The 26,199-nt window shown below is 69.2% G+C and carries 25 protein-coding genes and 5 pseudogenes; 21 read left to right on the top strand and 9 right to left on the bottom strand.

Annotated elements, in window-relative coordinates; genetic code table 11:
- Window positions 1-58: 58 nt before the first annotated feature.
- The 8 genes and pseudogenes from ACZ3IJ_RS27395 to ACZ3IJ_RS27360 all read left to right on the top strand — a co-directional run bounded on the left by ACZ3IJ_RS27395 (window position 59) and on the right by ACZ3IJ_RS27360 (window position 5,727).
- A pseudogene (locus ACZ3IJ_RS27395) lies at window positions 59-1,116 on the top strand (IS630 family transposase).
- A 497-nt stretch (window positions 1,117-1,613) separates the two neighbouring features.
- Entirely contained in the window at window positions 1,614-1,955 is a 342-nt protein-coding gene (locus tag ACZ3IJ_RS27390) for an ArsR/SmtB family transcription factor (protein WP_467472397.1), read from the top strand.
- Window positions 1,956-2,029: 74 nt separating this feature from the next.
- The gene (locus ACZ3IJ_RS27385) at window positions 2,030-3,685 is read left to right on the top strand and encodes a SulP family inorganic anion transporter (RefSeq protein ID WP_467472645.1); all 1,656 of its coding nucleotides are present in this window, start codon (window positions 2,030-2,032) and stop codon (window positions 3,683-3,685) included.
- A complete protein-coding gene (locus ACZ3IJ_RS27380; protein ID WP_467472396.1) occupies window positions 3,682-4,104 on the top strand; it encodes a pyridoxamine 5'-phosphate oxidase family protein in 423 nt (140 codons plus the stop codon). The genes ACZ3IJ_RS27385 and ACZ3IJ_RS27380 overlap by 4 nt, the downstream gene beginning before the upstream one ends.
- The gene (locus tag ACZ3IJ_RS27375; RefSeq protein WP_467472394.1) at window positions 4,101-4,526 is read left to right on the top strand and encodes an ATP-binding protein; all 426 of its coding nucleotides are present in this window, start codon (window positions 4,101-4,103) and stop codon (window positions 4,524-4,526) included. Before ACZ3IJ_RS27380 ends, ACZ3IJ_RS27375 begins: the two co-directional genes overlap by 4 nt.
- Window positions 4,527-4,586: 60 nt before the next feature.
- Complete coding sequence (locus ACZ3IJ_RS27370) at window positions 4,587-4,952, top strand: STAS domain-containing protein (RefSeq protein WP_467472393.1); 366 nt, start codon at window positions 4,587-4,589, stop codon at window positions 4,950-4,952.
- Between the two features lie 44 nt (window positions 4,953-4,996).
- Window positions 4,997-5,215 (top strand): alkylphosphonate utilization protein, encoded by a 219-nt coding sequence (locus ACZ3IJ_RS27365; RefSeq protein ID WP_467472391.1) that lies wholly within the window; start codon window positions 4,997-4,999, stop codon window positions 5,213-5,215.
- A 176-nt stretch (window positions 5,216-5,391) separates the two neighbouring features.
- On the top strand, window positions 5,392-5,727 hold the full coding sequence (locus ACZ3IJ_RS27360; protein ID WP_467472390.1) for an ArsR/SmtB family transcription factor: 336 nt from the start codon (window positions 5,392-5,394) through the stop codon (window positions 5,725-5,727).
- A gap of 237 nt (window positions 5,728-5,964) precedes the next feature.
- Here the strand turns inward: ACZ3IJ_RS27360 and ACZ3IJ_RS27355 are convergent, their stop codons facing one another.
- A complete protein-coding gene (locus ACZ3IJ_RS27355) occupies window positions 5,965-6,189 on the bottom strand; it encodes a hypothetical protein (protein ID WP_467472388.1) in 225 nt (74 codons plus the stop codon).
- A gap of 790 nt (window positions 6,190-6,979) precedes the next feature.
- Window positions 6,980-7,741: pseudogene (locus ACZ3IJ_RS27350) on the bottom strand (slipin family protein); the annotation flags it as partial.
- Window positions 7,742-8,220: 479 nt separating this feature from the next.
- On the opposite strand from ACZ3IJ_RS27350, the gene ACZ3IJ_RS27345 reads away from it, so the two are divergent.
- The 4 genes and pseudogenes from ACZ3IJ_RS27345 (at window position 8,221) to ACZ3IJ_RS27330 (ending at window position 11,976) form a co-directional block, all read left to right on the top strand.
- The gene (locus tag ACZ3IJ_RS27345) at window positions 8,221-8,514 is read left to right on the top strand and encodes a hypothetical protein (RefSeq protein WP_467472387.1); all 294 of its coding nucleotides are present in this window, start codon (window positions 8,221-8,223) and stop codon (window positions 8,512-8,514) included.
- A 329-nt stretch (window positions 8,515-8,843) separates the two neighbouring features.
- Window positions 8,844-10,144: pseudogene (locus ACZ3IJ_RS27340) on the top strand (ArsB/NhaD family transporter).
- A gap of 44 nt (window positions 10,145-10,188) precedes the next feature.
- Window positions 10,189-10,446, top strand: a complete 258-nt coding sequence (locus tag ACZ3IJ_RS27335; RefSeq protein WP_467472642.1) for a DUF3040 domain-containing protein — start codon at window positions 10,189-10,191, stop codon at window positions 10,444-10,446.
- Between the two features lie 9 nt (window positions 10,447-10,455).
- A complete protein-coding gene (locus tag ACZ3IJ_RS27330) occupies window positions 10,456-11,976 on the top strand; it encodes a potassium/proton antiporter (protein WP_467472385.1) in 1,521 nt (506 codons plus the stop codon).
- A 590-nt stretch (window positions 11,977-12,566) separates the two neighbouring features.
- On the opposite strand, the gene ACZ3IJ_RS27325 is transcribed toward ACZ3IJ_RS27330, so the two are convergent.
- Together ACZ3IJ_RS27325 and ACZ3IJ_RS27320 are read right to left on the bottom strand one after the other, a co-directional pair.
- Entirely contained in the window at window positions 12,567-13,820 is a 1,254-nt protein-coding gene (locus ACZ3IJ_RS27325) for a cation:proton antiporter (RefSeq protein WP_467472383.1), read from the bottom strand.
- A gap of 6 nt (window positions 13,821-13,826) precedes the next feature.
- Window positions 13,827-14,312 carry a cation:proton antiporter regulatory subunit gene (locus tag ACZ3IJ_RS27320; protein ID WP_467472381.1) on the bottom strand — a complete coding sequence of 162 codons (486 nt, stop codon included), beginning with the start codon at window positions 14,310-14,312 and terminating at the stop codon, window positions 13,827-13,829.
- Window positions 14,313-14,575: 263 nt separating this feature from the next.
- Between ACZ3IJ_RS27320 and ACZ3IJ_RS27315 the strand changes: the two genes are divergently transcribed.
- From ACZ3IJ_RS27315 to ACZ3IJ_RS27295, 5 genes and pseudogenes are all read left to right on the top strand, one after another.
- Window positions 14,576-15,529: a HAMP domain-containing sensor histidine kinase gene (locus tag ACZ3IJ_RS27315; protein WP_467472640.1), complete on the top strand. Its 954-nt coding sequence runs from the start codon at window positions 14,576-14,578 to the stop codon at window positions 15,527-15,529.
- A complete protein-coding gene (locus ACZ3IJ_RS27310) occupies window positions 15,526-16,191 on the top strand; it encodes a response regulator (protein ID WP_467472379.1) in 666 nt (221 codons plus the stop codon). Before ACZ3IJ_RS27315 ends, ACZ3IJ_RS27310 begins: the two co-directional genes overlap by 4 nt.
- A gap of 117 nt (window positions 16,192-16,308) precedes the next feature.
- Window positions 16,309-16,566: a hypothetical protein gene (locus tag ACZ3IJ_RS27305; protein WP_467472377.1), complete on the top strand. Its 258-nt coding sequence runs from the start codon at window positions 16,309-16,311 to the stop codon at window positions 16,564-16,566.
- The gene (locus tag ACZ3IJ_RS27300; protein WP_467472375.1) at window positions 16,563-16,775 is read left to right on the top strand and encodes a hypothetical protein; all 213 of its coding nucleotides are present in this window, start codon (window positions 16,563-16,565) and stop codon (window positions 16,773-16,775) included. Before ACZ3IJ_RS27305 ends, ACZ3IJ_RS27300 begins: the two co-directional genes overlap by 4 nt.
- A 26-nt stretch (window positions 16,776-16,801) precedes the next feature.
- Window positions 16,802-18,590 (top strand): annotated as a pseudogene (locus ACZ3IJ_RS27295) (NAD-binding protein).
- 302 nt (window positions 18,591-18,892) lie between these two features.
- Here the strand turns inward: ACZ3IJ_RS27295 and ACZ3IJ_RS27290 are convergent.
- On the bottom strand, window positions 18,893-19,051 hold the full coding sequence (locus tag ACZ3IJ_RS27290; RefSeq protein WP_467472373.1) for a DUF6126 family protein: 159 nt from the start codon (window positions 19,049-19,051) through the stop codon (window positions 18,893-18,895).
- 2 nt (window positions 19,052-19,053) lie between these two features.
- A complete protein-coding gene (locus ACZ3IJ_RS27285; RefSeq protein ID WP_467472372.1) occupies window positions 19,054-19,251 on the bottom strand; it encodes a hypothetical protein in 198 nt (65 codons plus the stop codon).
- A 468-nt stretch (window positions 19,252-19,719) separates the two neighbouring features.
- On the opposite strand from ACZ3IJ_RS27285, the gene ACZ3IJ_RS27280 reads away from it, so the two are divergent.
- A complete protein-coding gene (locus tag ACZ3IJ_RS27280; protein ID WP_467472370.1) occupies window positions 19,720-19,938 on the top strand; it encodes a hypothetical protein in 219 nt (72 codons plus the stop codon).
- 580 nt (window positions 19,939-20,518) lie between these two features.
- On the opposite strand, the gene ACZ3IJ_RS27275 is transcribed toward ACZ3IJ_RS27280, so the two are convergent.
- Window positions 20,519-20,815, bottom strand: coding sequence for an ATP-binding protein (locus tag ACZ3IJ_RS27275; RefSeq protein WP_467472369.1), 297 nt, complete (start codon window positions 20,813-20,815; stop codon window positions 20,519-20,521).
- Between the two features lie 427 nt (window positions 20,816-21,242).
- On the opposite strand from ACZ3IJ_RS27275, the gene ACZ3IJ_RS27270 reads away from it, so the two are divergent.
- Both ACZ3IJ_RS27270 and ACZ3IJ_RS27265 read left to right on the top strand, forming a co-directional pair.
- Window positions 21,243-21,704, top strand: a complete 462-nt coding sequence (locus ACZ3IJ_RS27270; protein WP_467472367.1) for a hypothetical protein — start codon at window positions 21,243-21,245, stop codon at window positions 21,702-21,704.
- A 289-nt stretch (window positions 21,705-21,993) separates the two neighbouring features.
- A complete protein-coding gene (locus ACZ3IJ_RS27265; RefSeq protein ID WP_467472365.1) occupies window positions 21,994-22,386 on the top strand; it encodes a tyrosine-type recombinase/integrase in 393 nt (130 codons plus the stop codon).
- Window positions 22,387-23,375: 989 nt separating this feature from the next.
- On the opposite strand, the gene ACZ3IJ_RS27260 is transcribed toward ACZ3IJ_RS27265, so the two are convergent.
- Both ACZ3IJ_RS27260 and ACZ3IJ_RS27255 read right to left on the bottom strand, forming a co-directional pair.
- A complete protein-coding gene (locus ACZ3IJ_RS27260; RefSeq protein ID WP_467472363.1) occupies window positions 23,376-24,335 on the bottom strand; it encodes a catalase in 960 nt (319 codons plus the stop codon).
- 160 nt (window positions 24,336-24,495) lie between these two features.
- Window positions 24,496-24,807 (bottom strand): putative quinol monooxygenase, encoded by a 312-nt coding sequence (locus ACZ3IJ_RS27255; protein WP_467472361.1) that lies wholly within the window; start codon window positions 24,805-24,807, stop codon window positions 24,496-24,498.
- 479 nt (window positions 24,808-25,286) lie between these two features.
- Here ACZ3IJ_RS27255 and ACZ3IJ_RS27250 point away from each other — a divergent pair.
- Window positions 25,287-26,093, top strand: a pseudogene (locus ACZ3IJ_RS27250) (IS5 family transposase).
- Window positions 26,094-26,199 lie beyond the last annotated feature (106 nt).

Genomic DNA, 26,199 nt, shown 5'->3' with positions numbered 1-26,199 from the left:
GAGTGATGTCGGGGCCGTTCGCCTGACGGTGACCGGTCCGTTCCGGTAGCCCTGGACCGTGAGATACGCGCAGGGCGGCGGGTTGACCGACGCCGGGAGGGCCGCGAGGGGGCGGGTCCGGCTGCAGGCTGTGGAACGCTTCGAGGGCGGGCCAGAAGGGATATCGCTGCCGCGCTGCGGGTCCGCGAGCGGTCCGTGGAGCGGTGGCGCCGCCAGTGGCGCGAGCGCGGTGAAGCGGGAGTCCTGTCGAAAGGATCACCGGGGCGGCCGAGGCTCAGCGACGCGCAGATCGCGAGGCTAGGGCGGGAGCTGGAACGCGGGCCGTTGGTCCATGGCTGGGCCGACCAGCGGTGGACACTGGCACGGATCAAGACGTTGATCGGTCGCCTGTTCCACGTGAGCTACACGGTGGAGGGCACGTGGCTGATGCTGAAGCGGCACGGCTGGTCCTGGCAGCAGCCGACCCGCCGGGCGATCGAACGCGACGACGCGGCGGTCGAGGTCTGGAAGAAGGAGACCTGGCCGCGGGTAAGAACACCGCGGCGGCGTGCGTCGGCTGGATCGTCTTCGAAGACGAAGCCGGACAGTCGATGACGCCGCCGCGAGCGAGAAGCTGGGGACGCAAGGGCTCAACGCCGGTGGTGCGGGTCCGTGGGCGGGGTTCGGGCCGGGTGTCCATGGCCGGGCTGACCTGCTACAAGCCGGGGCAGCTCCAGGATGTTCCACTCGGTCCGCGAGTACCGGGGCCGCAAGGGCGAGCCGAAGGGCATCGGCTGGCGCGACCTGCGCGACCTGCTGGTCAGAGCGCACATACAGCTCGACGGCCCGATCGTGCTCGTGTGGGACAACCTGCGCATGCACCTGGTCGAGCCATTGCGCGAGTTCATCGTCGACCACGCGGAGTGGCTGACGGTCTTCCAGCTTCCGTGTTACGCACCAGACTTGAACCCGCAGGAGGGCATCTGGTCGCTGGTCAAGCGCGACATAAGCAACCAGGCCGCAGCCGACCTCGGCCAGATCACCCGGGCCGTCAAGCGGAAGCTCAAGATGCTGCAGTACCGACCGGAGGTCATCAACGGCTGCCTCGCTGGCACCGGCCTGGCCCTGGACGCGTGAACGCAATGGCTGGCCGATCGGCGATTGGCCGGCACGGTCAAGTCGAAAGTTGCTGGTCAGATACGGTGACGGAATGACCGAGAGCCTGCCTGCCGACGTAGCCGACGTCTCGCGGCAGTCCTGAGCCAGTGCGGCGTACTTCGTGTCCTGCAAGGCGAACGCCAGCGTGACGTGCGGGTCCAGATCGATCCTCGCCGAGAACGGCCTCCCGGTCAGAGCGCAGGGGAAGAGGTGAGTGCCGCAGCAGTCGCCCCGCCCCGAATTATGTGAGATTGACGAGAACGGGGGGCTGTCGGGGGCCGGAGGGGACCTCGCCGACGGGGGTTGCGGCGAGGCCCCATCCGCACGGTAGTCCTGCGGTCGATGAGGGGTCGCAGCATCTACAAATTGCAGAAGTCTGCAATTTCATACATGCTGTGGGTGCTGTGTCCGTAGGTAGCCGCGGGCGCAGCATCAGGCGTTTGCCCCGTTCGGGGTGATGAGAAGGGTGCGAGACCGTGCCGGTTCCGCTGTGTCAGGCGAAGGCCGAGTTCTTCCGGATGCTCGGGCACCCGGTGCGGATAAGGGTTCTGGAGCTGCTGCAGGACGGGCCGATGCCGGTGCGGGAACTGCTGGCCGCGATCGAGGTCGAGCCCTCCGCCCTGTCCCAGCAGCTTGCGGTCCTGCGCCGCTCGGGGATCGTCACGTCGACCCGTAACGGCGCGACCGTCGTCTACGGACTGGCCGGCGGGGACGTCGCGCAGCTGATGCTGGCGGCGCGGCGGATCCTGACCGAGGTCCTGACCGGGCAGAGCGAGCTGCTGGAGGAACTGCGCGAGTCCGAGGTCCCGGCGTCGTGAGCGTGCACACCGCCCTGACGGCCGTGCTCGGCCGGGTACGCTCCGTCCTGCCCGCCCGGGCCGATTACGCGGTCATGGTCCGCAGCCCCCGCCGGGATCTCCTGGCCGGCCTCACCGTGGCGATCGTCGCCCTGCCTCTCGCCCTCGGATTCGGGGTCTCCTCCGGCCTGGGCGCGGAGGCGGGCCTGGCCACGGCCGTGGTCGCGGGCGCGCTCGCCGCACTGTTCGGGGGGGCGAATCTCCAGGTGTCCGGGCCTACCGGTGCGATGACCGTGGTCCTGGTGCCGATCGTCGCCCAGTACGGACCCGGCGGCGTCCTCACCGTCGGCCTGATGGCCGGCGTGCTCCTGATCGGCCTCGCCCTGCTGCGGGCCGGCCAATACATGCGCTACGTGCCGGCGCCCGTGGTGGAGGGCTTCACCCTGGGGATCGCGTGCGTGATTGGCCTCCAGCAGATACCCATCGCGCTGGGGGTAGAGAAGCCGGAAGGGGAGAAGGTCCTGCTCGTGGCGTGGCGGGCGCTCGTGGAGTTCGTGGCCTTCCCGAACTGGACGGCGATCGGCCTCTCGCTGGGTGTTGCGGCGGTTATGCTGGCCGGGGCGCGGTGGAAGCCGACGATCCCGTTCTCGATCGTCGCGGTGATCGCCGCGACCGTGATCGCGCAGCTCTTCCACCTCGACGCGGCGGCACCGATCGGTGACCTGCCCTCCGGGCTGCCCGCCCCCTCCCTGGCCTTCCTCGACGAATCGGCGTTCGGGTCGCTGCTGGCGCCGGCGGTCGCGGTCGCGGCGCTCGCCGCGCTGGAGTCCCTGCTGTCGGCCACCGTGGCGGACGGGATGACAGTGGGGCAGAAGCACGACTCGGACAAGGAACTGTTCGGCCAGGGCATCGCCAACCTCGCAGCCCCGCTGTTCGGCGGCGTACCCGCCACCGCCGCGATCGCCCGGACCGCGGTCAACGTCCGTACCGGCGCCTCCTCCCGGCTGGCCGCCCTCACCCACGCCGCGGTCCTCGCGGTGATCGTGTTCGCCGCCGCCCCCATGGTCTCGAGAATTCCCCTCGCCGCCCTCGCCGGTGTGCTGCTGGCGACGGCGATCCGGATGGTGGAGGTCGGCTCGCTGCGCGCGATGGCGAAGGCGACCCGCTCGGACGCCGTCGTCCTCGTCCTGACCGCGGCGGCCACCCTGGTTCTCGACCTCGTGTACGCGGTGATCATCGGCCTCGTAGTCGCGGGCGCCCTCACCTTGAAGGTGGTGGCGAGTCAGGCCCGGATGGAACAGGTCGACTTCCGCCCGGACCTGCCCGGCGAACACAGCGACGAAGAGCACGCCCTGCTGGCCGAGCACATCGTGGCCTACCGCATCGACGGCCCCCTCTTCTTCGCTGGCGCCCACCGCTTCCTCCTCGAACTCTCCGAGGTCGCCGACGTGACGGTGGTGATCCTGCGCATGGCGAGGGTGACCACCCTGGACGCCACCGGCGCCCTCGTCCTCAAAGACGCGGTGGAGAAACTGAACCGGCGCGGCATCGCCGTGATGACCTCCGGCATCCGGCCCGGCCAGCGTCAGGCCCTGGACGCCGTCGGCGCCCTGGACCTGCTGCGCCTGGAAGGCCGCGAGTACGCCACCACTCCCGAGGCGATCGCCGGCGCCCGTAACTACCTGGAGCAGGCGGGCCTGCTGCCCCGTACGCATCACCGACCGCACCGCATCCGGAAGGCCGCACGATGACCGTCCCCGCCGACCTGCGCATGATCGAGGTCTCCGGCACCGAGGCCCTGTGGCTCCTCGAAGGCTCAGCCCAAGGCAGGCTCGTCTACATCCAGTGGGAGGTGGCCATCGTCCGGCCCGCCGCACACGTGATGGAGTACGGACGCCTCGTCGTCCGCGCTCCCGTACAAGCCGCCACCATCCCCGGCCGGGCACTGCTGACCTACCAGGTCGATGAGATCCGCAGCCCGGCCGGGACCGGCTGGACGGTCAGCGCCCACGGCCCGGCAGACGTCATCGCCGACCCCGACGAGGCCGCCCACTACCGGCGCACCCTGCCCGGCTGGGCCCACGGCCCTCATGACACCCTGCTGCGCCTGCACCCGCAGTCCGTGTCCGGGTTCCGCCTGGCCCGCACCGTGAACGGGCCGGGCCGGTGAGCGTCCAGGTCGAGGCGATGCCCTACCGGCACGTGCTGGATGTGCCGGCCATGGGGGCTGCCGTACGCATCGCCCGCGAGACCACCGAGCTGGTCCTCGTCGAGTGCGGGGTGGGGCTTCGGCATCCGAGTGTCGGGCCGGCGCTGCTGATCGTGGCCGAGCTCGTCACCAACGCGGTCCGCCACGCCGCCGTGACGTCCCCGATGATCACGGTCACCTTCGCGCACGGGCCGGGGGCGTTCGCGTTCGCCGTCCACGACCGCCACCCCTACCAGCCCGCCCTGTTCGGGGCCCTGGCCTCTGCGCCGGGCAGCGGCCTGGCGATGGTGGTGGAGATGACGACGGAGCTCGGCGGCACCGCCGTCGTACGGGCGGACGCGGACGGGCGCGGCAAGGCCATCTGGATCACCCTTCCCCTGTGAAGCCGAGGAGCTGACGATGACGATCGAATGGCGCTACACCACCCGCCGGAACCTGGGCGTGTGTCCCTGGCCGGGTATCTCGGCGCGGACGCCACCGACCGGTTCACCGGCGCCATCGGCTGGGCGCTCGCGAGGGGCACCGGCCCGGTCATCCTCGACCTGACCGGTCTGCTGGGCTGGTCGGCCGGCGGGCAGATCGCCGTCGCCCAGGCCGCCCGCCGCCTCGCCGAGAGCGGGCGCCGACTCGAGCTCGCCGCGATACCCGCGGACGGCTCCCTGGTCCCGGACGCGACCTGTCCGCCCATCCCGGTCCACTGCGACCTCGCCGCCGCTCTGGCCGCTCACGGCGCCCACGGCACGATCAAGCAGTGGACCACCGACGACTGGCCCACCGAGCAGTCCCCCGGGGAACCCGCCCCCACCTGAGACCGGCACCACCATCCACGAGAACGACGAAGGACACCGGCACCATGAGCGACAACTTCAAGGACTCCAACGGCACCATCCTTCAGGACGGGGACTCGGTCACGCTGACCAAGGACCTGAAGGTCAAGGGCACCTCCGAGACCCTCAAGCGCGGCACCCTGGTCAAGAACATCCGCCTCACCTCCCGCCCTGGCGAGGTCGAGTGCAACACCAAGAAGGTCAAAGGCCTGGTCCTGAAGACCGAGTTCCTCAAGAAGGCCTGACCGGCGAGCGGCCCGCGCTGGCGGGCCGAACGTCACGAAGGTGCACCGCCGGGTCCCACGAGTTGCAGGGATCTGCAATTGTGGAGGTCACAAGGTGTGAAGAGGGGCGAACGGATGCCCCTACGAAGGAACGGTTCTGGGTGGATGAGATGGGCAGTCAAGGCAGGGGTACGCAGGTGAGCACACCGCTGTACCAGCTGAAGGCGGAGTTCTTCAAGACGCTGGGGCACCCGGTGCGCATCCGCGTCCTGGAGCTCCTGTCCGTACGCGAGCACGCGGTCGCCGAGATGCTGCCCGAGGTCGGGGTCGAGGCCGCGAGCCTCTCCCAGCAGCTCGCCGTCCTGCGCAAGGCCAACCTGGTGGTCACCCGACGCGAGGGCTCGAACGTGTTCTACAGCCTCACCCACCCCCAGATCGCCGAACTCCTGAAGGTCGCCCGCGGCATCCTCTCCGGCGTCCTGGAGGGCCAGGCCGAACTCCTGGCCGACCTCAAGGCCGGCCGCCACACCTGAAGGGTCCTCCCACACGGTGCCGGCCCTACAGGGCCCGCGCACTCCACATACGGCGGCCGTCTTCCGTTAGTGCGGGTTCAACGCGCTTCTGACACCAGAAGACGGCCGCTTCCTTGCCTGCGCGGCCCGGGCCCGCCTGGTTCCAGGGCTTAAGGGGCCGCGGTAGGCAGACCAGGCCGAGGGCTGCGTACCCGGAGACGAGATCAGTGCGTGATCAGCTCGATACGCTTCGCGATGTCACGTGGAGGGGCTCAGCGGCCGCCCGGTTCGGGAACCCAGCATCACCAGGCTGGCGATGAACAGGGACAGGCCGATGATCAGCGCCGGGGTGCCGGGGCCGGAAAGCATGTAGAGGGCGACACCCGTCAGTGTGGCAGGGGCCCCAACGGCCACCATCGCCGTGGCGATCCGGAGCTCGACGACGTTGCGTCTGAGCCAGGAGGCGACTCGCGTACTGAGCATGGCCGGTCAGTCTCCGAGCCGCGAGGCCGGCTGCCGGGCGAACCGGGTGGCATGGACGAGGAGCGCAACGGCAGCGGCGCTGGGTACAAGCCCGGCTGCGGTGCAGGCGCCATCACCACGTCCGCTGATGCGTTGAGCATGCGAGGGACGGCGTTGATCGGGGCGAGCGTGTAGAGGCAGAGCAGGGCCCAGGCGTACGGGAGTGCCGCGGCCCGTGACGGCAGCTTCGGTGGCGTCCAGCCAGCGAAGATGGCCACGGGGAACGGGATCATGAGCAGGGTCGCCGCTGCGAGAGCGATGGCGTGGTACGCCAGGTTTCGTTCATGGGCGCCTCTCTGAGGTGAACGCCCACGTAGACGGCCTCTGTCTGCCTGCGCGTCCATGCCTGACGCGGGCTCCGAGACCGCAAGCGCGGCACCTGGTGAAGAACATCCGCGTCGCCTTCCGTCCGGGCGAGGTCGAGTGCAACGCGAAGAAGGGCGAGGGCTTCAGCCTGAGGCCCGAACCTCAAGAGGAGTTCCAAGCGACACGGCCCGTCTTCCTCCGCCCAACTCCGCGACGCGAGATCCCCGGTCACCGAATGCTGCCTTGGTCATGCCGGTTCGCTCGGTGTTCACTGTGACACCGGGGGGCGAGGTATCAGGCGGCCCTCCAGGCCAGTGCCCATTCGCCCGGCCCGTCAGGCAGGGCGGGGCTGTTGCCATCCGGTGCTGAGGATCCGGGCGACGGATCCCCGGCCATGGGGGCCTGGGCGCGCCACTTCGGGGCGCGGTGGGCAGCGGTCCGGACTGTGGTGGAGTGGCCCGTTCGAGGAAGCGCAGCAGTTCGACGGGGAAGGGCAGGACGAGAGTGGAGTTCTTCTCGGCAGCGACTGCGACGACCGACTGCAGCAGCCTGAGCTGGAGGGCGGCGGGCTGGTCGGACATCACGGCGGCGGCTTCCGCCAGCTTCTTGGACGCCTGGAGTTCGGCATCGGCGTTGATGATCCTGGCCCGGCGTTCGCGGTCGGCCTCGGCCTGCCTTGCCATCGAGCGCTTCATCGTCTCCGGGAGGGAGACATCCTTGATCTCCACCCGGTCGATGGTCACGCCCCACTCGACGGCCGGGCTGTCCATCATCAGTTCCAGGCCCTGGTTCAGCTTCTCGCGGTTGGAGAGCAGTTCGTCGAGATCGCTCTTGCCGAGGATGGACCGGAGCGAGGTCTGTGCCATCTGGGAGACGGCGAAGCGGTAGTCCTCGACGCGGATGATCGCATCCACGGGGTCGACGACCTTGAAGTAGATGACGGCGTCCACGCGGACGGTGACGTTGTCGCGGGTGATGCCGTCCTGGGCGGGCACCGGCATCGTCACGATCTGCATGTTCACTTGTGCATCGAGTCGACAACCGGAACGATCATGGCGAACCCGGGCCCCCGGACCTGGCCGCGCAGGCGACCGAAGCGCAGCACGACGCCCCTCTCGTATTGCCTGACCCCCCGGGCCGCCGCTGCCAGATAGAGCAGGCCTGCGGCGCCGGTGATCGCCAGTGCGGTCAGCAGTTCCTGGACCATGGCGAACCATCTCCCTCCAGCACGGCTCTCTCTCCTGGACATGCCTCCTTTGCCATCCTTTGAGCCTCATGCCGGGTGGAGCAGGCCGGCCAGCAGAGCGGGGCTGAGGGCGGCCACTGCGGCGACAGGACATCAGGTGCGTCGTGCCGCCGGGGTGGTGTGCGCGTTGCTTGCGACCAGGACCGTTGTCGGGGGCCGTGAAGATGGGTGCTGGCCCCGATGCGCCGGGCGGGGCGTTAGGCGATGGTGGGATCCTGGGGCGCTTCTTGTTCGGGAGGGCCATCGTGGGGCGCTGGGGGGAGGCAGGCCAGGATGCGTGGGCTGGTGTGATGAACTGACAAACATTCGTTGAAGTCAAGAGGGGAAGAACGGCGGGCGATGAGGCGGCTGTGGAAGCCGCTCCCGCAGGTACCGCACCGCGGCGGGCTGGGAAGACGGGCCGGGACGCGCGCCGGATCGAGCGGTGGTCAATCGCGTGGATGCTCCTGGCCATGGTGATCTGGGGATGCTTCGCCTTCCTGCTGTTTGCCGACTACGGCCCCGAGGTGTCGTCCTATCAGGGGTCCCGCAGTCTGTGCCGGGGCCCGTTCGTTGAGCCCTCGCCCCAGGAACGGGTCTGCCGCAGCGACGAGTTGCGGCAGTGGCCTTCGCTCCTGGGCATCCTCGCGCTGGCGACCGTAGCGACCGTCACCGCCGCGGCGACCACGGTGTACGCCAAGGTCCTCGCCCGGCTGGCTCACAGCGAAGAATCCCGCGTGAACCCGCAGGGCTGAGGTGTGCCGTTGCAGCCGCCCGGTGGCCGAGATCGGGGCTGGCTACGGGCCGGTGGTAGACGCGCAGACCGTCCACGACTGCCGGCGCGATCGTTCGCAGCGGTGCTGGTGTGGGGAAGATCCTCCGTTACGGGGGTGGCGAAGATGGGTGTTGGCCCCGATGCGCCGGGCGGGGGCGCCAGGTGATGGTGGGGGTCCAGAGCACCTTCTGTTCGGGGAGGCCCTCGTGGGGCGCGGGTGCTCGCGGCAGCACCTGTGAACGGAGCCGCCCCGATGACGACCCCGCCCCCGTCTCCGCATCACCCCCGCATCTGCTGGGCGGGCCCGCCATGAGCGTCACCGCGTGGCTGGCCGTGGCGGTGTTCGGGGCCGTCTACGTGCTGATCGCCACGGAGAAGGTCCACCGGGTCACCGCGGCCCTGGGTGGCGCGGTCGTCATGCTGCTGATCGGCGCGACGAGCCCGGAGCACGCGTTCTTCTCCGATGTGGCCGGTATCGACTGGAACGTCATCTTCCTGCTGCTGGGCATGATGCTGATCGTCTCCGTCCTCAAACGCACCGGCCTGTTCGAGTTCGTCGCGATCTGGGCCGCCAAACGGTCGCACGGCCGCCCGTACCGGCTCATGGTGCTGCTCATCCTCGCGACCGCGTTCCTGTCGGCGTGGCTGGACAACGTCACCACCGTCCTGCTGATCGCCCCCGTGACCATCGCGGTCTGCACCAAGCTCGGCGTCCCCGTCGTGCCCTATCTGATCGCCGAGGTGATGGCCTGCAACATCGGCGGCGCCGCCACCCTGATCGGCGACCCGCCGAACATCATGATCGGCTCCCGCGCCGGACTGTCCTTCAACGACTTCCTGCTCCACATGGCGCCCATCGCGGCGCTGCTGGTCGTGGTGTTCGCGGTGATGGCCCGCTGGATGTTCCGCGGCGCTTTCTCCTACGGCCCCAAGCGGGCCGCGCACGTCATGGCCATGCGCGAGCGGGACGCCATCACCGCCCCCCCGGCTTCCTGGCCGTCAGCGGCATCGTCGTCACGATCGTGATGGCCTGCTTCGTCCTGCACACCACCCTCCACCTGGAGCCATCGGTCGTCGCGATCTCCGGTGGCCTGATCCTCCTCGCCGTCTCCCGGCTCGATGCGCGCAAGGTCGCGGCGGACGTCGAGTGGGAGACCCTGGCGTTCTTCGCCGGCCTGTTCGTGATGGTCGGCGCCATGGTCCAGACGGGGATCCTCACCGACCTCGGGCAGGCTGCGGCCCGCGTACTGGACGGCAACCTGTTCGGGGCATCCATGGCCCTGCTGTTCGGATCGATCGTGCCGTCCGCGGTCATCGACAACATCCCCTTCGTCGCCTCGACCAGCCCGGTCGTCTCCGAGATCGTCGCCGCCTCCGGAGGAGGCGAGCAGGCGCAGGTCTTGTGGTGGTCCTTCGCACTGGGCGCGGACCTGGCGGGCAACGCCACGATCATCGCCTCCTCCGCCAACGTCGTCACCGTCGGCATCGCGGACCGGGCCGGACACCACATCTCCTTCTGGCAGTTCAGCCGCTACGGCCTGGTCGTCACCGCTGTCACCACCGTGCTGGCCGGGGCGTACGTGTGGCTGCGCTACTTCGCCCTCGCCTGACCGATGAAAGGAGGCAAGGCCATGACCGACTCCGATGATGACGGATCGCCGACCTCGAAGCCGCGCTGTGGCACGACGATCCCCGTTTCGCCCGCGGCCTGGGCAAGGGCCGCCCCCGCCGGCCACGCGAGTACCGGCGCGGCCGGGCCTGGTTGGCCCTGCTGCTGGCCCTGGCCGCCGTGGTCACCGGGGTACTGGTCCCGCACGGGCTGCTGCTGGCGGCGGGCCTGATTATGGCCGCGCTCGCGGTCAACCTCCTCGACAGCAACCGCCTGCGCCGCCTGCGCCGGCGCAGGCCCTAGGGGCGCGCTGTGACGCTGCAGCAGCTGTACCTGGTGCTGCTGGTGGGCGGCGTCGTCCTCATGGCCAGCATCGCCGCCGCCCGCACCGCGCACCGGCTCGGCCTGCCGAGCCTGCTGCTGTTCCTCGCCGTCGGCGTGATCGCCGGCGAGGACGTGATCGGCATCGAGTTCGACGACGCGCAGCTCGCCCAGTCCCTGGGAACCGCGGGCCTTGCCGTCATTCTCGTCGAGGGTGGTCTGAGTACGCACTGGCCGGACGTCAGGCACCGGCTGGCACCGGCCGGTGTGCTGGCGACCGTGGGCGTTGCCGTGTCGGTTGTGGTCACGGGTGCCGGGGCCCACTACCTCCTGGGCATGGACTGGCACCTGGCCCTGCTCCTGGGTGCGATCGTCTCCTCCACTGACGCCGCCGCGGTCTTCGCAGTGCTGCGCTCCCTGCCTTTGCCTCGGAAGACCACGGGGCTGCTGGAGGCGGAGTCGGGGTTCAACGATGCCCCGACCATCATCCTGGTGCTGGTCTTCTCCACCGCCGTCGCCGACCTCCCCGGCCCGGCCGCGATTCTCGGCAACGTCGTCTACCAGCTGGTTGTCGGCGGTCTGCTGGGGCTGGCCATTGGCAGGATCGGGGTGGCCGCGCTGCGGCACATCGCGCTGCCGGCCACCGGGCTGTATCCGCTGGCGACCGTCGGGTTCGGCGTCATCGCCTTCGCCGCCGGCGGATTCGTCAACGCCAGCGGCATCATCGCCGCCTACCTGGCCGGGCTGGTCCTGGGCAACTCGCGCCTGCCCCACCGCGCGGCGACCCGCTCCTTCGCCGAGGGCACCGGATGGCTCGCCCAGATCGGCCTGTTCGTCATGCTCGGACTGCTCGTCGACCCCAGCGAACTGCCCTCCGCCGTCCTGCCCGCCCTCGCGGTCGGACTCGTCCTGCTGCTGATCGCCCGCCCCGTCTCGGTCGCCACCTGCCTGCTGCCCTTCCGCACGCCGTGGCGGGAACAGGCCTTCATCTCCTGGGCGGGCCTGCGCGGCGCCGTGCCGATCGTCCTCGCCACCTTCCCGATCGTCGCGGCCGTCGACGGTGCCCGGCACCTGCTCAACATCGTCTTCGTCCTCGTCGTCGTCTTCACCCTCGTCCAGGGCCCCACCCTGCCCGCCGCCGCCCACCTCCTGCACATCGCCCGGCCCGGGGCCGTGCGTGAAGTCCAGGTCGAAAGCGCGCCCCTGGACGTCCTCGACGCCGACCTGCTGACCGTCACCATCCCGCCCGGCTCCCGCCTCCACGGCGTCGCCGTCTTCGAACTACGGCTCCCGCCACCGGCGGTGATCACCCTCCTCGTGCGCGGCGGCGTCACCCAGGTACCCGGCCCCGACACGGTCCTCGCCGCCGGCGACGAGCTGCTCCTCGTCACCACTTCGGCGACCCGGCAGGCGACCGAGCGCAGGCTGCGCGCCGTTGGCCGCCGGGGCAAACTCGCCCGCTGGCTCGGCGAACACGGCAGGTCCGAACCGGTCGGTGGCGGCACCGAGTGACCTACGAGTTGTTCCGGGGCCGGGAGACCTGCGCGAAGCCGACCAGAGCGACACCGGCCATCAGGAGCGGCACGAAGACCGTGAAGGGCAATGCGGGCGCCCCCGCGAGCGCGCCTGCCATGACGAGCGTTCCCACGCCCCAGACAACCGGCCGCCGCACGCTGCGCCGAAGCCAGGGTAAAACGACACGGCCGGTCACGATCGTCCAGACGCCGGCGGTCCCGACTCCAAGGGCCACCGCAATCGTGGCCGCCTGTACAACGGTGAGCACATGTACCTCCATAGAGCGCGGGAATCGCGTGTTCGTGGCGAAGACCGTCCCGCAGACGGCCTGGTCACCGATCGCGGCGACCGGTAGCGAGCTTGCCAGGCCAGGTATACGGCGGTCGCCGGCCACAGGACGATCAGCAGGGTCAGGGTGAGGGCGCTGGAGACCGGGTCGTGTTCGGCGTCCCGGCGCCAGCCCGGGTGACGTGCCAGGAGGCGGGGCAGGCGGTGGGCGAAGCCGACCGCGCCGCCGAGGTAGACGGCCAGGGCGGCGAGCAGCAGCACGGTCTCCCGGCTGGTGATCGCTGCCCAGGTGTCCTCACTCACGCGCGGCCGGCCGGATCCTGCGCCTGGTCCTTGAGGTCGTCCGGGGATACCGGCTGGGACGGCACCGCGGCCAAGGCGGCCGGGCCCGGCGGGGTGCGGCGGCTAGACACCCACGCGGCCACGGGTTCGGTGTAGCGGGCGGTCAGCGGGCCGATCACCACGAGGATCAGCACGTACGCGGTCGCGAGCGGGCCCATCGCGGGCTCGATGCCGGCCGTGACGGCGAGGCCGGCGATGACGATGGAGAACTCGCCACGGGCCACCAGCGTGCCACCGGCGCGCCAGCGCCCCTTGACGCCGACGCCTGCGCGCTTCGCCGCCCAGTACCCGGTGGCGATCTTCGTACCCGCTGTGACCACGGCGAGCGCGAGCGCGGGCAACAGCACGGGCGGGATGCTCGCGGGGTCGGTGTGCAGGCCGAAGAACACGAAGAACACGGCCGCGAACAGGTCGCGCAGCGGGCTGAGCAGCGTGTGCGTGCCCTCGGCGACCTCACCGGAGAGGGCGATGCCGACGAGGAACGCGCCGACGGCGGCCGACACCTGGAGCTGCTGGGCGATGCCGGCGACGAGCAGGGTCAGCCCGAGGACGACCAGGAGGAGCTTCTCGGGGTCGTCGCTGGAGACGAAGCGGGAGATGTGGCGCCCGAAGCGCACGGCAGTGAACAGGACCGCTCCGGCGACGCCGAGGGCGATGGCCAGGGTCGCACTGCCAGCGGCGAGGCTAACGCCGGCGAGGAGGGCGGTGATGATCGGCAGATAGACCGCCATCGCGAGGTCTTCGAGGACCAGGATGGACAGGATGACCGGGGTCTCGCGGTTGCCGACCCGGCCCAGGTCGCCCATGACCTTGGCGATCACCCCGGAGGAGGAGATCCAGGTGACGCCTGCCAGGACCACGGCGGCGACCGGGCCCCAGCCCATCAAGAGTGCTGCCACGGCGCCGGGGACCGCGTTGAGGCCGAAGTCGACCAGTCCGGCCGGGTACTGGGTCTTGAGGTTGGAGACCAGATCCGAGGCCGTGTACTCCAGGCCCAGCATCAGCAGGAGGAGGATCACGCCGATCTCGGCGCCGATCGCGACGAACTCCTCGCTCGCTCCCATGGGCAGCAGTCCGCCGGTACCGAAGGCGAGGCCGGCCAGGAGGTACAGGGGGATGGGGGAGAACTTCAGGCGCCCGGCGACCCGGCCCAGCAGGCCCAGGCCGAGGATGATCGCACCGAACTCGATCAGGAACAGAGCGGAATGCACAGGCGATCACTCCCGTCCGAGTATGGAGGCAGCGGCGTCGACGCCCTCGCGGGTGCCGATCACGATGAGGGTGTCCCCGCCCGCGAGGCGGAAGTCCGGCGCTGGAGAGGGGCGGGCCTCCGCGCGGCGCAGCACGGCCACGATCGAGACACCGGTCTCCGTACGCATCCGCGTCTCGCCCAGCACCCGGCCATTCCAGTACGAGTGCCCGGACAGCTCGATCCGCTCGGCGACCAGCCCGAGGTCGGTGGTGTGGAGCACGTTGGGGCTGTGGTGGGCCGGCATCAGCGCATCGATCAGCGAGGCCGTCTCCGCACCGGTCAGGTGCAGGGACTGGGCGCAGGCGTCGGGGTCATCCGCCCGGTAGAGGTTCACCGTCCGGGTGCCGTCGCGGTGCGCGACCACGGACAGGTGGCGGTGTTCGCGGGTGGTGAGGTCGTACTGGACCCCGATGCCGGGCAGTGGTGTGGTGCTCGTCCGTGGAGCAGGCACAGCTGTCCCCCTCGTGTTCGCTTTCCTACGTGACGCCGCTGCGGCGGACACTGGTCTCGGGCAGGAGAAGCCGCTCGGCGGGGCCCATCGTGCCACTTTCCGCGTGTCCGAAATATGGGTGTCGGCACGGATGGACAGCAGCGTTCCACCGGCGTGAGGATGGGGCGGGGAAGTGGGCTCCGTCGCAGGTCAAAGCGCCTGGATGCGGGGAGGCCGGGCGGCCGCGGAAGATGCTGGGGGACCGGCTGGAAAGGCGTGTGGCCGTGTCGTTGTACTGGCGGATCTTCCTGCTGAACGCAGGTGTTCTGGCCCTCGCGGTGGCCTTGCTGCTGGGCCCGGTCACCGTTTCCACGCCGGTCCTGTTCGGGGAGGCGCTCGTGCTGCTCGGAGGGCTGGCCGCGATGCTCATCATCAACGCGGTCCTCCTCAAGGTCGGGCTGGCCCCGCTCGCCCGGCTGAACCGGGCCATGGCCACCGCCGACCTCCTCAAACCCGACGCCCGACCGACGGTCACCGGCGGCGGGGAGGTTGCAGCCCTCACCCGGACCTTCAACGCCATGCTGGATCGCCTCGAAGCCGAGCGCGCCACCAGCAGCGGCCGGGTACTCACCGCGCTGGAGGGCGAACGCAAGCGCATCGCCCAGGAACTCCACGACGAGATCGGCCAGACCCTCACCGCCGTGCTCCTCCAGCTCAAGCACGCCGCCGACCGCGCCCCCGAACCGATCCGCACCGACCTGCACCAGGCCCAGGAGACCACCCGCGCCAGCCTGGACGAGATCCGCCGCATCGCCCGCCGCCTGCGCCCCGGCGTCCTGGAGGAACTCGGCCTGCACAGCGCGCTGCGCTCCCTGGCCGCCGAGTTCACCACCCCGCGCCTGGGCGTCACCGCCCACATCACCCCCGGCCTGCCCCACCTGGACCCGGCCACCGAACTCGTCCTCTACCGCGTGGCCCAGGAGGGCCTGACCAACGCAGCCCGCCATGCGAGCGCCACCCGCGTCGAGGTCCACCTGCGGCCCCTGCCCCGCGGCGGCACCGGGCTCCTGGTCCGCGACAACGGCCACGGGCTCGGGGACGCCCCTGAGGGCGCCGGCATCCGGGGGATGCGCGAACGTGCCCTGCTCATCGGCGCCGAACTCTACGTCGGGGCCAGCCCGCACGGCGGCACCCAAGTCCGACTCGAAATCCACGACACCACGGGGGCCACAGCATGAGTCAGCCGGAGGCCGGGCCCGCCCGCATCCTGCTCGCCGACGACCACACCCTCGTGCGCCGCGGCGTACGCCTCATCCTGGACGCCGAACCCGACCTGACCGTGATCGCCGAGGCCGCCGACGGAGCCGAAGCCGTCGCCCAGGCCCGCAGCCTCGACATCGACCTCGCCGTCCTCGACATCGCCATGCCCCGCCAGACCGGCCTCCAGGCCGCCCGCGAACTCGCCCGCATCCAGCCCGGCCTGCGGATCCTGATGCTCACGATGTACGACAACGAGCAGTACTTCTTCGAGGCCCTGCGCGCCGGAGCCTCCGGGTACGTCCTCAAATCCGTCGCCGACCGCGACCTCGTCGCAGCCTGCCGCGCCGCCCTGCGGGACGAGCCGTTCATCTACCCCGGCGCGGAGACCACCCTCATCCGCAGCTACCTCGACCGCGCCCGCGCCGGCGGCCCGATCCCGGACCGGGCCATCACCGAACGCGAAGAGGAGGTCCTCAAACTCGTCGCCGAAGGCCACAGCTCCAAAGAGATTGGCGACCTCCTCGTCATCAGCCCCAAGACGGTGGAACGCCACCGCGCCAACCTGCTCCAGAAACTCGGCCTGCGCGACCGCCTCGAACTCACCCGCTACGCCATCCGCGTCGGCCTGATCGAGCCGTAGCCGTAGTCGCCCCGGCGCGCACCGGGACAGATCAACGTCCGCAAGCCATCCGGCCGCCCCCGCTTCACACCTGTGTGCGGTGGGCCGCCCAATCGCTTTCGACCCGGGGGAAAGCCTGTGCACCACGACGACGAGCCCATCTTCAAACGCAGCAAGTGGGGAACCAACCGCTACTACTACAACCCGCGCAACCCCGTCGGCCTCGCACTGATCGTCATCACCGTGCTCTTCGTCGGGACGATGATGATCCTCATGGCCAACCGGGCCGGACCGTTCGCGGCCCCTCCCGCCCCCAAACCGTGGAACCCCCCGACGTACGAGCACTCCTGGACGCCCCTGCCGGCGGCGGGCACCCCGGGAGTGGGTGCCCCGTGAGCCGGATACGGAACTGGCGGCGGCAGGCGGGATCCCTCCTGGTGTGGTGGGCCGTCGTCACCCTCGTACTGGTGCTGCTCAGCGCGGCTACCAGCCAACCGGTGACCCTGGTGGGGTGCGGTGCGTCCGCGGTGCTCCTGATCGCGGTGGGCGAGGCGGGCAACGCGCTGAGGCAGCGCCTGCGGCACAGGAGCAGGAGAACAGGGTGACGCACAGCAACTCGATACCCGGGGAGATGATCGTCTGTGGTGACGACGCGCTCGCCGTTCGCCTGGCCGGCGAACTCCACGACATCTACCGCCGGCCCGTCACGCTCCTCGTGCCCGACGCCGACACCATCGGCCCCCTGCCACCACCCGTGTCGTGGAAGCCGACACTGCGGACGCGGCGGCGCTCCGGGAGGCGGGCACCGCCCGCGCCGCTGCGGTCGCGCTCGTCTACGAGGACGACGAGTTCAACATCCGGGCCGCGCTGGCGGCCCGCCGTATCAACCCGAGGGTCCGCCTCGTCATCCGCCTCTACAACCGCAAGCTCGGCCGCTACCTCGCCGAACTCCTCGGCCAGGCCGCGGTCGTGGCCGGAGGACAGGCGGGTGACTCGGCGATCACGGTACTTTCGGACGCCGACACCGCTGCCCCCGCACTCGCGGCCACCGTCGTCGCCGGCACGAGCAAGGTCCTCCAGGCCGACGGCCTGCTGTTCCGCGCGATCGAGCGCACCCCCGTGCAGCGGCGCGAGGCCACCGAGCCGGTCCTGTGCACACTGGCCCTGCTCTCCTCCACCACCGAGGACCCCGATGGCACCGAGGGAACGGACGCCAGCGGGCCGGCCGGTCCCCGGCTCCTGCCCGCTCCGATGGAGATTGCACAGTCAGCGCAGCGCGGCGCCGTCGTCCTCGAAGCCGTATCGCACGCCGCCTCCTCCCCGGCGCCCGGCAGGCTCAGTGCCGCCCGCCTGCCGGTGATGGAGCTGTTCTCGCGCCGGGGCCGCTGGTCACTGTCCGGTTTCACCGCGGCCGTCATCGCCATCGCCATCACCTCCAAGATCACCACCGGTGACCCGGTCGCCCACTCCGCATACATCCTCCTCGACCTCTTCTCCATCAACGACCCCGCCGTCGACGACACCGTCGAGCGCCAGCTCCTCCAGCTGTTCACCGGCCTCGTCGGCCTGCTCCTCCTCCCCGTCCTGGTCGCCGCAGTGCTGGAGGCGTCCGGATCCTTCCGCTCCGCCTCCACCTTGCGCAGGCCCCCGCGTGGTACCGCCGACCACATCGTCCTGCTCGGCCTCGGCAAGATCGGAACCCGCGTCATGGCCCGCCTGCGCGAACTCGACATCCCCGTCGTCTGCGTGGAAGAAGACCCCGAAGCCCGCGGCATCCCCTCGCCCGGAGCCTGCGCGTGCCGGTCATCCTCGGCGACGCCACCCAGGACGGCGTTCTCGAAGCCGTCCGCGTCCACCGCGCCCACGCACTCCTCGCCCTCACCAGCTCGGACACCACCAACTTCGAAGCCATCCTCTGCGCCCGCACCACCAACTCCGACCTGCGCGTGGCACTGCGCCTGTACGACGACGAATTCGCCACCGCCGTCCACCACACCCTGCGCGCCGCGCACCCCCAGGCGGTGACCCGAAGCCGCAGCGTCACCTCCCTGGCCGCCCCGGCCTTCGCCGCAGCCATGATGGGACGCCAGATCCTGGGCGCCATACCCGTCGAGCGCCGGGTGCTGCTCTTCGCCGCGATAGATGTGGTCGGCCTGCCCCAGCTCGAAGGCCGCACCATCGCCGACACCCTCAACCCCGGCCAGTGGCGCATCCTCGCCCTGGACACCACCGACCCCGCCGACCGGCGTCCCGACTTACGCGCCACTCGCCTCGACGGCCAGAGCCACGTCAGTGGCCTTCTCTTCGACCTTCACCCCGGGCATCTCCTCGGGCCCGACGACCGAGTCGTCATCGCCGCAACCCGCCAGGGCCTCGCCGAACTCCTCAGCCACCGACCGCAAACCACCCCGGCCCACTGAATGCCGCCGCACCGCGAGACCCGACCAGGCAGGGGGCCGGACCACACACCCCGGTCCTGCGGCCAGAAGACCGCAGACGACAGTGTCCGCGCAACCCGTGGCCGGCGGTCACCGGGCCGGTCAACGACGCTCCTGGGCCGGACCAGCCAGGACCTGTCCGACCTCTTCGCCGGCGACGGCGGGAAGCAGGGGGACTGACATCCCCCAGATCCGCAACCTCCTGCGCCGCCGAGCATCACCGCCCTTACCGAGCCCACGTAGCGGCACCCAGGCCGGAGCCGAACCTTTGGCGGGTGCCGACCTCACTTCTGCGCGTGCTGGCCGAGGTAGAACAGCAGCCAGATGAAACCGGCGAACACGTGCGTGCCGAAAATGTAGAAGAAGGCCCGCATCGCGACGCCCTTCTCCTTCCACTTCTCCTGCTCCGCCGCCCTGTCCTTCCCGGTCGGGTTGTCCGTCATGATCAGTCTTCCTTCCTGGGGTCCGGTTCCTGGGGCGGGCCGGTGCACGGGCGGACGAGGATCTGCATGCCGTGCACGCCGGCGTACTCGATGACGGCCGCGACCTCCCCGACCTCGACCGTACGAACATCCGGCTCGGGGCCGGTGCCGAGATAGGTGATCTCGTACAGCCGGACGCCCTCTTCGCTGCTGCTGGTCACGGTGTTCCTCCCGGCAAGATGAAGCGGACGACGACCGCCTTGCCGCGCCCGTCGGCGGAGGGCTCGATACGGACGTCGCCGCCGAAGGGGTACGCGCCAGCTCCGCCACCGTGCGCAGCCCCTGACCGGAGGTCCGGCCGGCATCGGCCAGCGTTATCGGCCGCGGGTCCAGATCCCCGACACGGACCACGAGCAGATGCTCGGACATGTGGACGGTGACCTCCGCGTCCAGGGAGTGCTGCGCGTGCCGGACGGCGTTGGCCACGAGCTCGCTGACGACCAGGAGCGCGGTCCCGAAGAGCGCGGAGGATCTCTCCAGGCCGAAGAGGACCAGGGAGCGTTCGGTGCGCTCGCGCGCGGCCCGGACAGATCCCGGCACCAACGGCACCGTCCACACGTGCTTGCGGACCTCAACGGCCGGCTGCCCGCTGGGGGCGGGCCATCATCGCCGCCTCGGACGAGCCGGCGATGACACCGGCTTCACCGGTTGTTCCCGTCGGTGGCCACTCCGTGATCGCGGGCCACGCGCAACGCGTCTTCCAGCTCCTCCGCGGCCTGCGCCTCCTCGAAGGCATCGTCAGCCTCCTGCGCATCCTCGAGACGAGCCCGCGCCACACGGACCCGTTCCAGCGCCGCTTCCTCGAACCCGGCCACACCGCGACCCCCGCCCAGCGAATACAAAACTAGTAAATTGCATAACTCTGCAAGTCTAGCGGCAGGTACGCCGTCCGGCTCGCGATGGGGGGCTGGCCAGTTCGCACCGGGCCCCCACCACGGCTAGCGCGCCCGCAGCAATCTTGGGCGCCTGGGTGTCGGTTCGGCCAGCGGGAGCGGACCAGCCCCACGCTCGCTCGCGGTGATGACCGCGTCCGCCGAGCCGCACCCTGAACGGTGAAGTCGATCGCCGGACGGATCTGGTCGATCAAGGCCTGCACGCGGCCGGGTGACGGGCGCCCATTGCGTCGATCGGCGGGTAAGGGTCTTGACCGGGTGGCCGGCCCCATGCTGATCTGGCACCACAGCTCCGCCATTGCCTTGCGCTGTTGGAAGGGGCTCACGTCCGCGTACGCGGGGTTCCGCTTGCGGTGCCGGAGATCCGCGGCCACAACAGCCCACTCGAGTCGCGGTTTTCGGGCCCCTCGTGGTGGATGCCGTCGGGGTCGAGACACACGGGCGGAATGTGGAGGCTCTGGCCGCTCCACAGGGCGACGGCGGGAACCGGCTCCAGCCGGGGGCAGGCTGTCTCCGAGGTTGAGATGCAGCGCGGTCAGGGCCTGCCCGTGCGCCCGCTCGGTCGGAGAACCAGCAGCCTCCCCGACACGCGCGGCCCGCCCTCGGCGATCGAAAGCGAAGACGTCTCCCGGACTGCCTGCTCCTGGCCCTCCTGGGTGTGCTGCACCGCGTTCGTGGTCAGCTCGGAGACGATGAGTTGCACCGTCTCGATGACGTTGGGTGGCGTCCCCCAGCGGGATAGGACGTCGGCGGTGTACAGCCTCGCTAGGCCCACGGCGTTCGGCGTGGTCGCCAGCGTGAGCCTGTCGCTCGGGTGTGGTGCCTGGGACACGATGTGCCTCCCGCGTTGGGAGAAGGGACCGTCGAATGTCCGGGCCAGCCAACGGTGTGCGAGTTGGACTCCCGGGGAGGGCAAGATTTGTCCTCCTGGCTTAGGAGCAGCAACCACGACAGTTCACGTAAACGCGACGTGCGTGCGTGACCCTTCACGTATTTCCGGTTCCGTGGTCGATGGAGTCACGATTTCTTGACGCCGACCGGACGGCGGGTCAGTACGCTGGCGGACGAGTCTGAAGGGAATCGTCTTCATGCGAAGTGGCCTTGAACCTCACGGTCCGTCCTGCGCACGGCGGTTACGCGAGAGCGGCGCGGAGCGTGGGCATTCAACCGGCAAGATCGCCCACACGATTCATGCGCATTGCTCGGTCTCCCGCTTGCGCGCGCAGCGTCTGGCCAGGGGCCTCACACTCACCGGCGCTGTGGAGCAGATCCGCGAGCTGGTCGCCGACCAGAACGGAGCTCCGCGGGTCACCGTGGAGCAGCTACGCCTATGGGAGACGGGAGGACACCGGCCGCTCCACTCCACCGTGCTCGTGCTGGCAGCCTTCTACGCCTGTTCACCAGGCGATTTGGACTTGGACGACACCGAGGTGGTCGCAGGCATCGTCCTCCGAGCAGAACCTCCGCAGGGGCACCGAGCCGAGAAGCACAGCGTGCCTGATCTTGCCGGGCGGGTTCCGACGGCTGCGGGCTACCTCGTGGACAAGGTCGATGCCGTACGTCGAGAGGTAGACCGCGCCCTCGCCTCCGCCACTGTCAGTTCAACGCAGCTGGACCACATTGACGAGATGGTCCTGTGGGCTAGCCAGGAGTACGTTTCCACGCCACCAGCTTTGATGCTAAGCCATCTCCTGGACTTCTCGCGGAGGTCCAGGACCTAGCCGCGTGCCGACAGCCTGCCACCGTTCAGGTCCGCCTCTCTGAACTGACAGCGATGATCTCCACGTTGACAGCGGACGCGCTCATGAAGCTCGGCGACCTTGCTCGGTCACGATCTTGGTACGCCACGGCGCGTACCGCTGCGGACGACAGCGGGAATGTGGAGCTTCGCGCCCGCGTCAGGGCTCAGGCCGCGATGCTGCCCTTCTACTACGGTCCGATCACCAGCGCGGTGACTCTATGCCGGGAGGCCAGGGTGATTAGCGGCAGAGCGCGGACCAGCCTGATCACGTGCTCGACGCACTGGCGCGCCACATGCCCGGACGCGAGAAGGACGGTGCCGTCTTCACGACCGTCACGAAGGGGCGGGCAGGTCGGCTGCTCGACGACGGCAACTGGAGGACTCACGTCTGGTGGCCGGCGGCGAAGGAAGCGACGTTCCTCGATTTCGCCGGGGATCTGCGCCCGGTGCCGCACTACCCCCCGCACTCCATGCGCCACACGTGTGCTTCGTGGCTGGTACAGAACGGAGTGTCGCTGTACGAGGTGCAGCACCTGCTCGGCCATGAGAGCTACCAGACGACGCAGCGATATGCCCACCTCGCCCCGGACACCCATCAGGCGGTGCTGGGTGGCTGGGCACGTCTGGAGTCCCAGCTAATCATCCCTGCGACGGCGGCTTGATCATCCCAACTGTTAACCGAACGTAGTCGTGGTCGAGGCGAGTAGATCTTGCACGCCGTGCCTTCCCAGCGTCGGAGGGGCCCCGTTGTGGGTGCGCCCTCCGACGCTGCTGCGTTTCCGGTACCGTCAGCAGCAGTGGTTCGATCGGTGATCGGCTTGAGAGCGGGAAACGAGCCTCTGACGTACGCCTTCGGGTGTGACGCACGTTTGACGCATGGCGCTCTGTGCGTCACAAAAAAGGGATTCGCCTCTGACCTGCGCGTTCTCCATTGGCGAGGTGCCCTCTACGCGTTCCCGATGACGCACCATCTGCGCAGAGCCCGCTGCTTCTGTCCGTGCACAGCCCCCAGGCGGGCCAGCTCCTCATCCCGCCGGACGAACACCTGCCTTGCCCCGGGTCGGCTCCGACATGTCCAATCCTCCTCGCCGCAGGCGAGCCTGCTCCCTCAGAGCACCAGGGTCCGAAGGAAGAGATGCCCGCTGCCGATGACAAACGGATCCCCGCCCTTCGGGGACGAGCCGACCGCCCGGGCGGCACCTAGCATCCGACCCGCCCGCCTGTGAGGCCCGACGGCCCGCCCCCGGTAGGGCGTAGGCATAGAGCCATAGCGGAGATCGCCTACTACTTCGCCTACGCTGCCGTGACCTGCGCCATCGCCGACCTCGCGCCCAATGGGACAGGTTCAGTGCGGTTCGAGGGTGAGCCAGTCCTGTTCGGCGGCTCAGACCTCTGCGATAGTCATGACTATCCGTAGTGGCATTTAGTAAGACTAAAATCGCCATGTACCTCTCGGGGTCAAGACGGTCGCTATTTACTTTTCCGATCCGCAATTCGAACTTGTGTGAGCGTGGAGGCTCGGCCCTTCACGGGATGCGCCCGTGGCGGCCGCGCCGCAGTGGCGCCGATCAGCAGCGAGACCCGTTCGCGGGCACGTCATTCTCCGTGGCCACATCATGATCGTGGTTTACGCCGGACGATTTACCACCCCTTATTCGGGGCACACGGACGGCCCAACTTGGGAGTGCCGCCGACGGTACAACTCTGAATGCACCCTGGGACGGAAGTGCAGAATGGCGCCGCTCGATGGCTCGAGTCCTCCCGGAGCGCTCGTCGGATCGAAGACGTAGCCTTCGACAGCCTCCTGGTCCTCGTGGAGTTGGTCTATCACGAGACGGCCGGCATGGAGCTGGCGGTTTGGCGGCCACTGCTTGTTGACGTCATCTACCGGGTCCCCCGGAGTAGCGGGCTGGAGCAGCAGGTTCCATGCCACCGGCCCACGCTCCACCCGCTGTTTGATCTCACTGATCAAATATTCCGGCGGGAGAATCCGGTCTTCCGCGATTCTGATGCCGGATGCCGGGCTCTCGGGGACCCACTTGTAGCGGAAGGCCTGACGTCGACCCCCACGGTCAACCAGGAAGTACGCGTGAAGGCCGTTGAACCGTACATCGGCGAAACTGACCACAGCGGGCTGTCCAGATTTCTCCCTAGCGCCATCCATCGAGCTACGACGACGCCCTAGGTGCCACAGAAGCCGTCTGGTACTGGGGCGCCGGGTCCGTCGCCTGTGACGCGCAGCCGTGGTCACCTCGATGAAGTCGTCTGGTGTACTGGCGGGGAAGGCGGCGACATTCGGTGCGCCCCATGTCGCGTACCCGCCGGACGGCAGCGTGAAGCGCACCGCAAGCCCGAGAACCGTGCCCTGAAGGGCCGAATGCCGGCTAGGCGCGTACGGACTCCCTTCCGCCTTGGAAAGTCGGACCACAGTATCGATTTTTCCGCCCTGAAAATGCTCAGCTGTGGTGATGGAAGCTATTTCGCTAGACGCCAAGAAATAGCCACGGAACCCAATGCCGCGAGGATGAACTCTGCGATATCCGGGAAAAATGCCGGTATATTTCTCCATCACTTCTATGGCTCTGTAGACCTGTCGTGGATCGAATTCCATCTAGCTCCCCTTGCTTCCCGCCATACTATCATCGCGGTCGCTCCAAGAAGTCAGGGTGACTATGGAATGCGTGGCCATATGCAATGAGGCAGAGAGGCCAAGCGATGATAAACCTCCCACCGAGACAGCTTGCAAATCTGCCCGGCCAATCGTCATGGCATCAGGTGTTGCGGGTGCTGGGGATCTTGATGCCCAGGAGGTCTACAGGGGTGATGACAGGGGCGGAGCTGAGCATGGTGGGGGCGGCTTCCATGAGAGCGGCGGCGATCAGGCCTTCCAGGTGGCTCTGGCGTCCCTGTTCGTCGTCGAAGGTGTCGAACACTCCGAAGGTCGTTGCGTCCTGGCGGAAGGAGAACCAGGTCACGGTCTGCGCTTCCTGCTCGGCCAGCGTCTCCGCGCTGCGCAGCATCGCCTCTACCTTGTCGGCGAACTCGGGCTTGACCTCGATGCGCGCCAGCAGACCAAGCTTCACAGTGATCACTCCTCGTCGTATGAACCGGCCGGATGCCCGGCATGCACCGAAGGTACGGTCCGGCAAACAGCACCAACCAGTGGCGGGAACGACAAGTAGCAAACCGATTCCGACAGTCGGAAACCGTGGAGCCGGGCGAAGGTGCGCTCGAAGACCCAGTACACGCAGGGGCGTGCTGGTCCGGCGCCGAAGGCGGAGGCGGGTATGGCGTCTCGCCCGCGGCTTTGGTCGGGTGGGCCGTGGTCGTAGCAGTGGTCGGCGAACAGGCGGGGCCGACCGACCCGGCCGCGGACCGGCGGGGTCGCACCGAGCAGCCGGGGGATTGGGTGGCATCTGTTGCGGTTGCCGCCGTCAGAAGGACCGCAAGCGGGGCGCTGTGCCCTTCGACGAAGTGGAGTTTCGAGCCGACCTGGCGCTGGCCCGCGCATCACCCCGCCTATAAGGGGCCTGACGTGGGAGGAGTCGACCACGCAACGGGCATGACGAGTCTTGCTGAGAGGTTGGTGCCGGATGAGTTGTGGGAGTTGTTCCGCAGGGTGGTGCCGGAGACGGTGGTGAAACGTCCGCAAGGGGGCGGCCGTCGACGGTCGGGGGACCGTGAGTGTCTGGCTGCGATCGTGTTCGTGGCGACGTCGGGGTCACGTGGCGGCAGGTCCCGCCGGTGTTCGGGCCGGCCTGGCCCACCGTCTACCGGCGATTCGCGCGCTGGAGCAAGGACAGAGTCTGGGCTCGTCTCCACCGGGTCATCCTTGATGAACTCGGCGCCCAAGGAGAGCTGGACTGGTCGCGTTTCGCCATCGACTCGGTGAGTGTCCGGGCCTCAAAGGGGGCTCCTGACGGGACCGAATCCGACCGATCGCGGCGAGAACGGATCGAAGATCCATCTCGTCACCGACCGGTGCGGTCTGCCGGTCGCGGTCGCCATCTCCGCGGCCAACACCCACGACAGCCTCGCACTGCAGCCGCTCGTCGCGTCGATACCGCCGATCCGCAGCCGCCGCGGACCCCGCCGCAGACGTCCGGACAAGCTCCATGGTGACAAGGGCTATGACTATCCCCATCTGCGGCGATGGCTCTGCGGCCGGGGAATAACACCTCGGATCGCCCGGCGCGGTGTTGGGAACTCACATCGTCTGGGACGCCACCGATGGGTCGTCGAGCGGACCATGTCCTGGCCCTCCGGCTACCGCCGGCTCCACCGCCGCTACGAGCGCAAACCCGAGCGCTTCCTCGCCTTCACAGCCATCGCCACCAGCCTCATCAACTACCGCCGACTCACCAAGTGAAACAACGTCTTAGACCGTGTCCTATGTGGTGAGGCGGTCGTTGGGTTCGTCACGGGGCGGGGTACGTGGAGTTGGATTGTTTCCGGACGGGTTGTGGGAGATCGCG

The organism is Streptomyces sp. NPDC013317 (assembly GCF_055563155.1).
This window is presented reverse-complemented; position numbering and strand designations above follow the sequence as displayed.

Coding starts and splice junctions, on each gene's coding strand:
- ACZ3IJ_RS27385 (WP_467472645.1), top strand. CDS start 2,030: ATGGTCCGCAGCCCCCGCCGGGATCTCCTGGCCGGCCTCACCGTGGCG.
- ACZ3IJ_RS27380 (WP_467472396.1), top strand. CDS start 3,682: ATGACCGTCCCCGCCGACCTGCGCATGATCGAGGTCTCCGGCACCGAG.
- ACZ3IJ_RS27365 (WP_467472391.1), top strand. CDS start 4,997: ATGAGCGACAACTTCAAGGACTCCAACGGCACCATCCTTCAGGACGGG.
- ACZ3IJ_RS27355 (WP_467472388.1), bottom strand. CDS start 6,189: ATGCTCAGTACGCGAGTCGCCTCCTGGCTCAGACGCAACGTCGTCGAG.
- ACZ3IJ_RS27345 (WP_467472387.1), top strand. CDS start 8,221: ATGCTCCTGGCCATGGTGATCTGGGGATGCTTCGCCTTCCTGCTGTTT.
- ACZ3IJ_RS27310 (WP_467472379.1), top strand. CDS start 15,526: ATGAGTCAGCCGGAGGCCGGGCCCGCCCGCATCCTGCTCGCCGACGAC.
- ACZ3IJ_RS27290 (WP_467472373.1), bottom strand. CDS start 19,051: ATGACGGACAACCCGACCGGGAAGGACAGGGCGGCGGAGCAGGAGAAG.
- ACZ3IJ_RS27280 (WP_467472370.1), top strand. CDS start 19,720: ATGACACCGGCTTCACCGGTTGTTCCCGTCGGTGGCCACTCCGTGATC.
- ACZ3IJ_RS27260 (WP_467472363.1), bottom strand. CDS start 24,335: ATGGAATTCGATCCACGACAGGTCTACAGAGCCATAGAAGTGATGGAG.